This window comes from Sorangium sp. So ce406, assembly GCF_051474675.1.
Classification (GTDB): Bacteria; Myxococcota_A; Polyangia; order Polyangiales; family Polyangiaceae; genus Sorangium; species Sorangium cellulosum_G.
The window spans coordinates 3,085,774-3,098,260 of record NZ_CP150340.1 but is presented as its reverse complement, the minus strand read 5'-3'; the positions used below and the strand labels follow the sequence as shown (position 1 = coordinate 3,098,260).

General features: G+C 71.6%; 10 protein-coding genes. 5 read left to right on the top strand and 5 right to left on the bottom strand.

Features of this window, described 5'->3' with window-relative positions:
- Positions 1-3: 3 nt before the first annotated feature.
- Positions 4-642, top strand: a complete 639-nt coding sequence (locus tag WME96_RS11695; RefSeq protein ID WP_437290231.1) for a glutathione S-transferase family protein — start codon at positions 4-6, stop codon at positions 640-642.
- A gap of 102 nt (positions 643-744) precedes the next feature.
- Here WME96_RS11695 and glgX read toward each other — a convergent pair whose 3' ends face one another.
- Positions 745-3,093: a glycogen debranching protein GlgX gene (gene glgX, locus WME96_RS11690; protein WP_437290230.1), complete on the bottom strand. Its 2,349-nt coding sequence runs from the start codon at positions 3,091-3,093 to the stop codon at positions 745-747.
- Between the two features lie 330 nt (positions 3,094-3,423).
- On the opposite strand from glgX, the gene WME96_RS11685 reads away from it, so the two are divergent.
- The 4 genes from WME96_RS11685 (at position 3,424) to WME96_RS11670 (ending at position 7,645) form a co-directional block, all read left to right on the top strand.
- Positions 3,424-5,070: a 4-alpha-glucanotransferase gene (locus tag WME96_RS11685; protein ID WP_437290229.1), complete on the top strand. Its 1,647-nt coding sequence runs from the start codon at positions 3,424-3,426 to the stop codon at positions 5,068-5,070.
- A 303-nt stretch (positions 5,071-5,373) separates the two neighbouring features.
- Positions 5,374-5,694, top strand: coding sequence for an ArsR/SmtB family transcription factor (locus WME96_RS11680; RefSeq protein WP_437292306.1), 321 nt, complete (start codon positions 5,374-5,376; stop codon positions 5,692-5,694).
- Complete coding sequence (locus WME96_RS11675) at positions 5,687-6,118, top strand: SRPBCC family protein (RefSeq protein WP_437290228.1); 432 nt, start codon at positions 5,687-5,689, stop codon at positions 6,116-6,118. Before WME96_RS11680 ends, WME96_RS11675 begins: the two co-directional genes overlap by 8 nt.
- A gap of 216 nt (positions 6,119-6,334) precedes the next feature.
- On the top strand, positions 6,335-7,645 hold the full coding sequence (locus tag WME96_RS11670) for an ammonium transporter (RefSeq protein WP_437290227.1): 1,311 nt from the start codon (positions 6,335-6,337) through the stop codon (positions 7,643-7,645).
- Between the two features lie 301 nt (positions 7,646-7,946).
- Here WME96_RS11670 and WME96_RS11665 read toward each other — a convergent pair whose 3' ends face one another.
- The 4 genes from WME96_RS11665 to WME96_RS11650 all read right to left on the bottom strand — a co-directional run bounded on the left by WME96_RS11665 (position 7,947) and on the right by WME96_RS11650 (position 12,441).
- Complete coding sequence (locus WME96_RS11665; RefSeq protein WP_437290226.1) at positions 7,947-8,687, bottom strand: hypothetical protein; 741 nt, start codon at positions 8,685-8,687, stop codon at positions 7,947-7,949.
- A 2-nt stretch (positions 8,688-8,689) separates the two neighbouring features.
- Positions 8,690-10,864, bottom strand: coding sequence for a substrate-binding domain-containing protein (locus WME96_RS11660; protein ID WP_437290225.1), 2,175 nt, complete (start codon positions 10,862-10,864; stop codon positions 8,690-8,692).
- A 225-nt stretch (positions 10,865-11,089) separates the two neighbouring features.
- On the bottom strand, positions 11,090-12,112 hold the full coding sequence (locus tag WME96_RS11655; RefSeq protein WP_437290224.1) for a hypothetical protein: 1,023 nt from the start codon (positions 12,110-12,112) through the stop codon (positions 11,090-11,092).
- Complete coding sequence (locus WME96_RS11650; RefSeq protein WP_437290223.1) at positions 12,109-12,441, bottom strand: hypothetical protein; 333 nt, start codon at positions 12,439-12,441, stop codon at positions 12,109-12,111. The genes WME96_RS11655 and WME96_RS11650 overlap by 4 nt, the downstream gene beginning before the upstream one ends.
- Between the last annotated feature and the right edge of the window lie 46 nt (positions 12,442-12,487).

Genomic DNA, 12,487 nt, shown 5'->3' with positions numbered 1-12,487 from the left:
GTGATGGAACCGCTGGTCTTGTATCTAGGTACGAAGACGTACTCGACGTGGTCGCTCCGCGCCTGGCTCGCGCTGAGGCACACCGGCGCTCCGTTCTCCGAGGAGGTCATCGCCCTGTACCAGCCGGGGTCGCGCGAGGCGCTCCTCCGGCGCTCCCCCTCGGGGCGGGTGCCGGCGCTGCGGCACGGCGACCTCGTCCTCTGGGACTCCCTCGCGATCTGCGAGTACGTCGCCGAGCTCTTCCCCGAGGCGCGGCTCTGGCCGGACAATCGCGCCGCGCGCGCGCTCGCGCGGTCGGTGTCGAGCGAGATGCACTCCGGGTTCACCGCGCTCCGCAACGCGATGTCCATGGATCTGCGCCGGGAGATCGCCCCGATCGCGCCGGACGACGCGGTCGAGGCGGACATCGCCCGCGTGACGGCGATCTGGGCCGAGTGCCGGCGAGCGCACGGCGACAAGGGCGAGTACCTCTTCGGCCATTTCACGATCGCCGACGCGATGTTCGCGCCGGTGGTCACGCGGTTCCGCACGTACGCGGTCCCGCTCGCGGGCGCCGCGGCGGAGTACGCCGAGGTGATGTGGCGCCACCCGGGCCTCGCGGAGTGGGTCGCCGCGGCGCAGGCGGAGCCGCTGCCCGGCTAGAGCCCCCCTCGCTCAGGCTCCTCCCTGCTCCGCGCCGCCGCGGGCCCCCGGGCGAGGGCACCTCGCCGGGGGCCGGGCCGCCCCGGAGGACCCGGGCGACGGCTACAAGGCCTTGCGCGACTTCGGCGCCTTGCTGCTGACCTTCTTCTTCGTGTTCGTGCCCTTGCGATCGAGGAGCCGCAGCACCGCCACGGAGCGGTCGACGAGCAGGTAGCGCTCTCCCCCTGCCCTGGCCGGCACCGTGCGCGCCGGCTCCCCGGCGGTGCGCGTGTCGACGAGCACCTCCCAGCGCTCGCCGAGCTCGATCGCGGGCAGCACGAACTCGAGCGGCGAGTGGTTCGCGTTGATGAGCACGAGCAGCGTGTCGCCCGTGATCATCTCGCCGCGCGCGTCGGGCGTGCAGATCGCGTCGCCCCCGAGCAGGTAGCCGATCGCCCGCGCGTTCGGGTGCGTCCAGTCCTCCGGCGTCATCTCGCCGCCGTCGGGGCGGAACCACACGATGTCCTTGAGCCCGCTGCCGTGCACGTAGCCGCCCGAGAAGAACGTCCGCCGGCGCAGGACCGGCTGGCTGCGCCGGAGGGCGATGAGGCGGCACGTGAACTCGAGGAGCTGCTTGCGCCGCTCGTCGAGGTCCCAGTCGTGCCACGACATCTCGTTGTCCTGGCAGTAGGCGTTGTTGTTGCCGTTCTGCGTCTTGCCGATCTCGTCGCCCGCGTTGATCATCGGCACCCCCTGCGAGAGCAGCAGCGTCGCGAGGAGGTTGCGCTTCTGCCGCTCGCGCAGCTCGACCACCGCCGGGTCGTTCGAGGGCCCCTCGACGCCGTGGTTGTAGCTGTGGTTGTTGTTCGTGCCGTCCCGGTTCCCCTCGCCGTTCGCCTCGTTGTGCTTCTCGTTGTACGAGACGAGGTCGTTCAGCGTGAACCCGTCGTGCGCCGTCACGAAGTTGACGCTGGCGTACGGCCTCCGCCCGCTCGACGCGTAGAGATCGCTCGACCCGGTGAGCCGGTAGCCGAGGTCGGCCGCGAGCAGGTCCCCCTTCCAGAAGCGGCGCACCGAGTCGCGGTAGCGATCGTTCCACTCCGTCCAGAGGACGGGGAAGTTGGCGACCTGGTAGCCGCCCTCGCCCACGTCCCACGGCTCCGCGATGAGCTTCGTGCGCGAGAGGACCGGGTCCTGGTGGATGATGTCGAAGAACGAGCTCAGGCGGTCGAAGTCGTGGTGCCCGCGCGCGAGGGCCGACGCGAGGTCGAAGCGGAAGCCGTCGACGTGCATCTCGGTCACCCAGTAGCGCAGGCTGTCCATCACGAGCTGGAGCGTCTGGTAGTGGCGCGTGTTCACCGTGTTCCCGCAGCCCGTGAAGTCCATGTAGTAGCGCGGGTTGTGCGGGACGAGCCGGTAGTAGGTCCAGTTGTCGATCCCCTTCAGCGAGAGCGTCGGGCCGAGGTGGTTCCCCTCCGCGGTGTGGTTGTAGACCACGTCGAGGATCACCTCGATCCCGGCGGCGTGGAGCGCCTTCACCATCGCCTTGAACTCGGTCACCTGCTGGCCGAGCCGCCCGCTCGACGAGTACCGGCCGGCGGGCGCGAAGTACGAGAGCGTGTTGTAGCCCCAGTAGTTGATGTGCCCGCGCTCCCAGATCTCGCGCTCGCTCGCCATCTCGTGCACGGGGAGCAGCTCGAGCGCCGTGACGCCGAGCTTCTTGAAGTGGGCGATCGCCGCCTCGGACGCGAGCCCCGCGTACGTGCCGCGCAGGTTGGCGGGGACGCCCGGGTGCCGCTGGGTGAAGCCCTTGACGTGCACCTCGTAGATGACCGTGTCCTGCCAGCGCGTCGCCGGCGGCCGGTCGCCGTCCCACGCGAAGCGGTGGTCGACGACCACGGACTTCGGCGCGCCCCACGCGCTGTCGTGGTGGCAGATCTCGAGGTCGTCGAGCGCCGCCGGCGCCGGCGGCGGCGGCGGCGGCGCGACGCTCTCCTTCGCGCGCGCGTCCGCGGCGCGGCGGTCGCTCGCCGTCTTGCCCGCGCGCCCGCCCTCTCCCGCGGCGCCGTCGCCCTTCGCGGCCTTGCCCGGCACGCTCTCGGGCGGGTGCTCCCCGCGGTCGTACGCGTAGAGCGGCGCCTTCCAGTTCGGCTCGCTGGAGAGCGCGTACGCGTACGGATCGACGAGCAGCTTCGCCGGGTTGAAGCGGTGCCCCGAGCGCGGGTCGTACGGCCCGTGCACCCGGTAGCCGTAGAGCTGGCCGGGCTTGAGCCCCGGCACGTACCCGTGGAAGACGTGGGCCGTGCGCTCGGAGAGCTCGATGCGCACGCGCTCCACGACGTCGTCGACGGCCTCGAAGAGGCAGAGCTCCACCTTCGTGGCGGACTGCGAGAACAGCGCGAAGTTCACCCCTTCGCCGTCGTAGGAGGCGCCGAGGGGGGTCGGCGCGCCGGGCCATATGCGTCTGGTCATCGGAAAATCCTGTGGAGCCGCGTATTCGCGAATTTGGCGCCGCTGTCGAGACACAAGCGCGTCCGGCGCGGTTTTTTCGCGCGCCGGGGGCGCGTCCAGGGCCGCCCGTCCGCTCGGGCGGCGCCCGGCCGACGGTCGGGCGGCGCCCGTGTGGCCTCCGGTCGCGCTCCGAGCGCGCGCGCGATCGCCACACTGCGCGCGCGGCTCGGCGCGCGATCGCCCCGCGATCGCGGGCGTTTCCGCGATGATCGCGCGGAAGGAGCATCGCGAAGCCGCGCGACCCGGGATAGACTCCGCCCCCGAACGCCTGGAGCCAAGTCAAGAACGCACATGTCTTCCCCCTCTGCTGAAAACCAGTCCCAGGGCTCGTCCCAGAGCTCACCCTCTCCTTCCGGCGCGCGCCGTCGCATCTCCGGCGTGACGGTGCCGCTCTTCTCGCTGCGCAGCGATCGCTCGTGGGGCATCGGCGAGATCGGCGATCTCCCCGAGTTCGCCGCGTGGATGCAGCGCGTGGGGCTGCGCCTCGTGCAGCTCCTGCCGCTCGGCGAGGTGTCGGGCGGCGAGACGTCGCCGTACATGGCGCTCTCCGCCTTCGGGATCGATCCGATGTACATCTCGCTCTCGGCCGTGCCCGAGCTCCCGCCGGAGCTGGTGGGCGAGGCGCTCGGCGAGGACGTCGAGGCGCTCGAGCGCGCGAAGCAGAGCCCGCGCGTCGACTACGATCTCGTGCGCCGCGTGAAGGGGCGGGCGCTCCGCTTCGCCTTCGACAGGTTCGAGCGGGAGCACCACGCGAAGCAGACGCCGCGCGCGGCCGAGCTGGCCGCGTTCGTGAAGCGGCAGTCGGACTGGCTGCCCGACTACGCGCAGTTCCGCGCGTTCAAGGACGGCTTCCAGGGCATCGCGTGGTGGGACTGGCCCGAGGAGATCCGCCAGCGCAGGCCCGAGGCGATGGAGGGGCTGCGGCGCGAGCGCGCGCGCGACATCCTCTATTACGAGTACGTCCAGTGGCTCGCGCACACGCAGTGGGAGGCGGCGCGCGCGGCGCTCCGGGACAAGGGGATGGAGATCATGGGCGATCTCCCGTTCATGGTGTCGCGCGACAGCGCCGACGTGTGGGCGCACCAGGACGAGTTCCGGCACGACATGTCGGTCGGCGCGCCGCCGGACCAGTTCAACACGGAGGGGCAGAACTGGGGTCTCCCGCCGTATTTCTGGGCCAGGATGCGGGAGAACGACTTCGCGTGGCTCCGGCGGCGGTGCCGCTACACGGGGCTCTTGTACGATCGGTTCCGGATCGATCACCTGGTGGGCTTCTACCGGACGTACATCTTCCCGGAGAACAAGGGCCAGGGGGGCGAGCGGCCGAAGGCGACGTTCGATCCGGCGGAGGAGCCGGCGCAGCGCGAGCACGGCGATCGCGTGATGCGGGCGATGCTCGAGGGGGCTGCGGAGACGGGGGCGCAGCTCATCGCCGAGGATCTCGGCGCGGTGCCGCCGTGGGTGCGGGCGTCGCTGACGGCGCTCGGCGTGCCGGGCTACAAGGTGCTGATCTGGGAGAAGGACGACGTGGTGTTCCGCGATCCGGCGGAGTACCCGGAGCTGTCGGTGGCGTGCTTCGGGACGCACGACACGGACTCGGTGGTGGTGTGGTGGGAGTCGCGGGACGAGCGGGAGCGCGCGGGGGTGCTCGATCTGCCGCAGCTCGCGCCGCGTCGGCAGGAGTTCGGCCGGGAGTTCACGAACGAGACGCACCGCGCGCTGCTGGACCTGATCCACGGGTCGAAGAGCGAGCTCGTGCTGCTGCTCGTGCAGGACGTGCTCGCGACGCGGGAGCGGGTCAACACGCCGGGGACGGTGGGGCCGGAGAACTGGTCGCTGCGGCTCGCGGCGCCGCCGGCGGAGATGGAGCGGGATCCCCAGGTGCAGGGGGCGCTCGAGCGGGTGCGGGAGAGCATCAAGGCCAGCGGGCGCGGCTGAGAACTGCCCGGCCCGAGGCGGGGGGGTTCGTGGGGCGGTGCGGGGGCCCCGCCGAACTCGCCTGAGCCATGAGCCATCCGGCTTCGCCGGATAACTCATGGCTCAGGCTCAAACATCGGCCCATCCCCCGCACCGCCCCACGAACCCCCCCGCCTCGGGCCTACCCACGTTCCACGTTGGGACGTGAGCTGGAACGGACATCGGTCCACGAACACGCCTCGGGCTTGCCGTCCTGACGGGCGACCTCGCCTGGCTTGACATGCAACCGATTGGTTGCATAATGCTCCGGTGAGCGCCGGCTCGATGGACAAGGTCTTCAAGGCGCTCGCCGATCGGAGCCGGAGGAAGCTGCTCGACCGGCTGCATGCCGAGAGCGGGCAGACGCTCGGGCAGCTCTGCGAAGGGCTCGAGATGACGCGGCAGGCGGTGAGCAAGCACCTGGCCGTGCTCGAGGAGGCGAACCTCGTCGCCGTCGCGTGGCAGGGGCGGGAGAAGCTCCACTACCTCAACCCCGCGCCGATCGGAGAGATCTACGACCGCTGGATAGGCAAGTACGACCGCGAGCGCGTGCGCGCGCTCGACGCGCTCAAGCGCGCGCTGGAGGGAGAGAGCAACGATGAGTAAGCCAGAGTTCGTCTACGTGACGTACATCGCCTCGACGCTCGAGAAGGTGTGGGAGGCGCTGACAACCGGAGAGTTCACCAGGCAATACTGGGGCGGCAGGACCATCGAGTCCGAGTGGAAGCCCGGGTCGGCCGTGAAGCACATCAAGGAAGACGGCTCCTTCGACTGGCAAGGCGAGATCCTCGCGGCCGAACGGCCGAAGCTCCTCTCCTACACCTTCGGCAACGTCCACGGCGAACGCCCGTCGCGCGTCACCTTCGAGCTCGCCCAGTTCGGCGCGCACGTGAAGCTCACCCTCACCCACGACCAGTTCGACGAGGGCAGCAAGGTGCTCCCGGCCATCAGCAACGGATGGCCCGCCATCCTGTCCAGCATGAAGAGCCTCCTCGAGACAGGGAAGGCCCTCTACCCCGAGTGGCGGTGACGTGGCGGTGCCCCGGGCCCGCATCGACATGTAGCTTCACTGCAAATCCGTCGACCCGCTGTAAACCCCGGTCCGTGACGCGCTCGGGTGGTTGGCGGGCTCACGGGCGCTGACTCGCCGCGTCGGGTGGCAGATTTCACGAGTTCGTGAAGTACATGCCGGCGAAACATTCCGGAAAACTGCCTTCTCTTACCTTCGCGGTCGAGGAGGCCACCAGTGAACGAAATCAACGCCTCGGACACCACCTGGCTCCTGGTCTCGTCGGCAATGGTCCTGCTGATGACGCCAGCGCTGGCCCTGTTTTACGGGGGCATGGTCCGAACAAAGAACACGCTCAGCACTTTCATGCACAGCTTCTTCGCCATGGGTCTCGTGACCCTGGCGTGGGTGACCATCGGATACTCGATGGCGTTCGCCGAATCCAAGGGCGGGTTGATTGGCGGCCTTGATTACGCGTTCCTGAACGGCGTCGGCACCGAGCCGCGCGCCGGGACGACGGTCCCTCACCTCCTGTTCATGGCGTTCCAGATGATGTTCGCCATCATCACGCCGGCGCTGATCTCCGGCGCCTACGCGGAGCGCATCAAGTTCTCGTCGTATGTCGTCTTCACGCTCCTCTGGTCGCTCGCTGTCTACAGCCCCATCTGCCACTGGGTCTGGAACCCGGGCGGGTGGCTCCTCGCGCGCGGCGCGCTCGACTTCGCGGGCGGCACCGTCGTGCACCTCGCCTCGGGCGCGAGCGCGCTCGTGATGGCGATCGTGATCGGCAAGCGCAAGGGGTACCCGACGCGCAAGATCGTCCCGCACAACCTCACCATGACGCTGCTCGGCGCCGGCCTGCTGTGGTTCGGCTGGTTCGGCTTCAACGGCGGCTCGTCGCTGGCCGCGAACGGGCTCGCGTCGGTGGCGTTCGTGAACACGCACATCGCCGCCGCGATCGGCGCGCTCGCGTGGGCGCTCATCGAGGGCGTGCGCTTCGGCAAGCCGTCGCTCCTCGGCGTCGCGTCGGGGCTCGTCGCGGGCCTCGTCGCCATCACGCCGGCCGCCGGCTTCGTCGGGCCGATGGCCTCCGTCGCGATCGGGCTCGCGGCGGGCGCGGTGTGCTACGGCGCCGTGATGCTGAAGGGCAAGCTGGGCTATGACGACAGCCTCGACGCGTTCGGCATCCACGGCGTGGGCGGCCTGCTCGGCGCGCTGCTTACCGGCGTGTTCGCCTCCAAGGTGTGGAATCCGGCCGGCCAGGACGGCCTGATCAAGGGCAACTCGGCGCTGCTCACCGAGCAGGCCATCGCGGCCGTCGTCGCGGCCGCCTACGCGGCGGTGGTCACCCTCGTGCTCGTGAAGGGCATCAACGCGGTGATGGGCTTCCGGGTCAACGACGAGACGGAAGACGAGGGCCTCGACGGCGCCCTCCACGGCGAGGAGGCCTACTCGCTCGGCGAGGGCGGCGCTCACGCCGTCGAGTCGGTGCCCCCGGCCTCGCCCGTGCACTCTCCGTCGCCGGTCCTCGCGCGCGAGACCGCCTGATCGAGCGCAGCAGCAGCTCGCCCGCGGGGGTCGCCTGGCATCGCCGGGCGGCCCTCGCCGCTTTTTGTATCCCCTGCGCCAGGATCGCGTCGGCCCCCGACGAGCGTGTCGTGTGAGGCTGAGAAGAGAGAATGAACCACAGAGGCACAGAGGGCACAGAGGAAGAGAGAGAGAGAGAGAGAGCTCAGACAAGCTCGGACAGAGCTGAGAATCTTTGTTCTCTCCCCTCTGTGCCCTCTGTGCCTCTGTGGTTCGTCTTCTCTCTCCTCCACGAGCCTCGCGCGCCCCGGCGCGAGCCGCGTCACCTGCACGCGAAGGAAGGCTCGCCGGTCTCCCCGCAGCCCTGCTCGCACGCGACCCTGGCGCACCCGCAGCGGCGGAGCGCGCCGCGGTCGTCGGCGCGCTGATCGCAGTCGGCGCCGAGGCTGTGGCAGTCGTCGTTGCAGCGCGCGATCTGCGCCGGCGACGGCGCGCAATCGACGCGATCCGGGCCGGCGGGGCCGGCGCCGCTGCACAGGTCGACCGACGCGACCTGCTCGAGCAACGGAATGCGCCCTCCGCTCAGGCACTGCGCGTGCGGCTCGCAGACATGATCCCGCAGCACGGCCAGCACGCGGACGCGCTGCCCGCGCAGCGCGCGCCAGTCGGGGCCGAGCCAGCGCTCGGCGTCCTCGCGCGACATGATCCTCCCGGCGATCATCGGCTGCGCGCCCTTCGTCAGCTCCAGCGTGCCGACCCACCGCTCGCGCGGAGGCGCCTCGCCCGATCGCCCGGGCTCCGCCGGCGGAGACGCGGGCGGCGCGCCTGCAGGCGCGGCGCTCGCCGCCGTCGCCGCCGACGCACCCCGCCCCGCCGACGCCCCTTGCGCGGCCGACGCTCCCGGCGCGTCCGGCGCCGTCGACGCGCCCCGCGCCGCGCTCGCCGGCGCAGGGCGCGCGCCCTCCGCGCAGCCCGCCGCCCCGGCGCAGCACGCGCCCGCCAGCGCCGCGCAAAGCCACGACCGAGCTCCCGCCGCGACGAGAGCGCCCCGAGGTGCGCGCACCGTCACGCCCTCCCCTGCCGCCGCCCCGGCCGCGGATCGGGCGGCGGCGAGCCCGCGCCGCCCCGCCCCTCGCGGAGCGCGCGGAGACCCGCGGGCGCGACCGCTTCGAGCGCCGACGACAGCGATCGATGCGTGGCGAGGTCCCCGAGATCGACGTCGAGCGCCACGAGGCGCGCCGCGATCTCGGGACGCACGCCGACAAGGACGACGCGCGCGCCGAGCAGGGCCGCGGCGCGGTGGGTCTGCTGGAGCGCGTGGGCCACCTGGGCGTCCACGAGCGGGACGCCCGTGATGTCGAGCAGCACGCAGCGCGCCCGGTTCCGGCTCACCCCCTCGGCCACCGTGTCGAGCACCTGACGGGCGCGGTCGCCGTCGAGCTCGCCGATGAGCGGGACGAGCAGCACGCCCTCGAGCAGCGGGATGAGCGGACAGCCCAGCGCGCGCACGGCCGCCGAGAGCGCCAGCTCCCGCTGGTAGGCGTCCTGGAGGCTCGCGTGCTGCGCCGACAGCGACTGCATGAGCGCGTCGCGCTCGAGGGCCGCGCTGAGGAGCGCCCCCCAGATCGCGACCGTGCCCTCGTCGCCGGCGATCTCCAGCGAGCCCGGGCCGACGGTCACGAGCACACCCCAATCGCGCTGGGGCGTGCGGATCGGCAGCAGCGTCACCATGAACGGACCACCCACGGTCGAGGGCGGCAGCAGCTCGGCGGGCGGGAAGGCCTCCCGCGGCACGACGCCGCCGATGGGGGGAGTCGGGCTGCCATCGCGGCTGTAGCCGCCGGCGATGACGAGGCGCGCGCGCGTCTCCGGATCTTCCCAGAGCCCGAGGCAGCTCCAGACCACGGTGGTCGAGTCGAGCCAGGAGAGCGAGCGCGACGCGTCGTGGGTGCCGCCGAGCAGCGTGAGGCTCACCTCGTGATCGGACCGGACGAGCTCCCCGAGCTGCGCGACGAACTCCCGCTCTGCGTCGAGCCGGGCCAGCATGAGCGAGAGGCGCAGTCGCTCCAGGAACTCGTCGACGCGCTCCTCGGCCGCGCCGTCGTCGGCCGCCCCCTCGGCCGTCCGCGCGCGGCGCCGCCTGGAGGCTCGGCCGAGCCAGCGGACCATCCCCATCAGGCTCTCGACGTCGGGCGTGAGGCGCACGGCCTGCTGGCAGGCGGCGTCGATATCCGCCGCGGGAGTGGGCGTCGCGCCCTCGATCGCCGCGGTGAGCCCCTCGATGACGCGGGTGACGCCGGGCCAAACGGACGCCGGCGGCGTGCCGGGCGGGAGCGGGGTGAGCAGCTCGACCATCTGCCGGGCCAGGAGGTCGCCGGCGTCGTCCTCGGGCGCCGCGCCTTCCGCGCGGAGGAAGCCCTGGAGCGTGCTGCACCCGCACGTCCGCCGCCGGACGAAGGTGGTCGGCGCGAGCACGGGGCCGGGCGCGACGACCTCGCCGGCGAGCTGCGCCAGCACGAGCTCGTACGCGAGCCTTCCCAGCGCGTCGAACCGCTGGCGCACCGTCGTCAGCGGCGGGGTGGCCCATTGCGCCTCGACGATGTCGTCGAAGCCGATGATCGCCAGGTCCTCGGGGACGCGGTATCCCGCCGCCTGGAGGGCCGGGATCAACCCGAGCGCGTTCTTGTCCGTGGCGACGACCGCTGCCGTGAGCTCTGCCCGCCGCGCGATGATCGCCTCGGCGACGTTCTGCCCCCCGGAATACCAGTTGTTCTCGGTCTCGAACACGAGCCCTGGATCGAAGGGGACGCCGTGCTCGGCGAGCGTCGCCTTGTAGCCCTCGAAGCGGACGCGGATGTCGTCCTGCTCGATGGAGCCGACGAACGCGATGCGCCGGTGTCCGTGGTCGATCAGGTGGCGCACCGCGCTCCGGATGCCCGTGGCGTTGTCCGGCATCGCGGTCGGGCAGCCCGCCTCGGGCGCGCAGGTGCTGACGGTGACGAGCGGGACCCGCGCCCGCGCGAGCCGCTCGACGCCCTCGGTGGAGAGGACGACGATCCACCCATCCACCTGATCCCCGGCGAGCGACGGGGCCTGGACGTCCTCGGGGGTGGCGCGAATCACCACGACACGGTGCCCGCGCTGCTGCGCCGCCTCGTGGACGCCTCGGAGGACGGCGTTGAAGTAGAAGCCGTCCAGGAAGGGCGTGAGGACGCCGATGGTCGTCGGGCGAGAGTGCATGGTGGGCGCGCCTCGGGGGAGGGCCGATGCTACCCGAACCGGGCGCCGCGAGGGGGCGCGCGGTTGACGGGGAACAGGAGCGCGCCGCGCGGCGGGATGGAGGGACACAGGGAGAGCGGCAGCGACGTCACGGATCTCCCGCCCACCCACGGAACAAAGGGAGAAGGGCTCGACGCCCACAGCCGAGAAACCAGGTGCAACCGTCTTGTCTCGCGTTCGGCACCTCTATGCAGCCGCTCGGGGCTCCATCGCCTGCACGCGTCGCTCGGCCGCCCACGAAAGAAGCTCGATCACGTTGCTCTTGGGCGGAGCGCTCGCCGCCACCGCGCCGAGCCCGGCGAGGTAGAGCGCATCGAACGTCGGATCCTGTCCTGCGAGGAGGCTGTCGAGGATGAGCTGAGTCGCATGGAGCTCCCTTCTCAGCTCCTCGGAGCGGGCCTGAACCAGCCCGACACTGGTCGCCTCTCGCGCCCGGATCCACCGCGGCCGTGCGCTGGCCGCCCTCGCCAGCTCGATCTCCGCGAGGGCGTACATGAGGCAAACCTCCGCTCCGGCCCTGTCGAGCGACGATCTCGCCCGGCCGAGGTGCTCGTCGGCATCCGCGGCGGACAGAGCACGCGCTGCCACGAGGAGGCCCATCGCGGTGAACTGCCGGTTGTCGGGCTCGAGCCGGTGGGCCCTGGAGAGCGCGCTCCACGCCGCCTCGAGGTCCCCCCCAGCCTCGCTGAGGCGGTAAGCCGCCCACCAGAAGCCCGGAATCCCGGGGAACTTCGACAGGACGACGTTCACCTCGCGAAGCGCGCGCGCCCGCTCGGCCGCCGACGTGGGCACGAGCGCGCCAGCGGTCCTGAGCTGCCGCAGCGTCGTGCAGCCCCCGATGAGCTTCGCAAAGCTACGGCGGCTCGCCTCGTAGCGCGGCGTGAGTCGCGCGAGCAGCGCCTCTGCCGTACCGCCGTCCACCTCGCTCTTCTCGCGCAGGATCCGCCCCCAGACCTCGCCCGCCCCCGGAGGATTTCGTCCCTCGACGAGGCAGAAGCACTCCTCCACGGACGCCCCGAGGCGGGCCGCCGCGGGGCAGGACGGCAGGACCTCGACGGCCCGCCGCTCGATGCGCGCCGCTTCGTGCAGCAGGACGCAGGCCTCGAACGTCGCGTCGGGCCCCCCCTCCGCGAGGCGAGCCGTCGCGCGCAGCTTGAGCTTGCCGCTGCTCGCCAGGCCGAACTCATACAACTCCGACACGCTCGTCACGGTTTGACCTGCTCCATCATGCTGACCCGAGGCGAGGCGCACCAGAGGGAAAGATGGACCTCGGCGATGTCGCGCCGGGCGCGCAGCTCCGAGGCCTTTCCGCTCCTCGTCCGCGCCTTGCTCCCCGAAGCCATGCCATCCCGGACCATCAGCAGCGCGCTACGGCCACCGGTGGCGCGCCCCGCTGCCTCGATGCCGCGGAGGGCGCCCGGCGTGACGTCGAACAGGATGTCCGGCGCAGAGCCCTTCCGCATGGTCTTGACGCGCCGGCCGGGCATCAGCGTGGAGATCGCCACAAAGGTCAGCCCGTACGCCGCCAGTTCGGTCACATGTTCTCGAGGTCCTTGGCAGACGTCCCGCTCCCCCGGCGGGCAA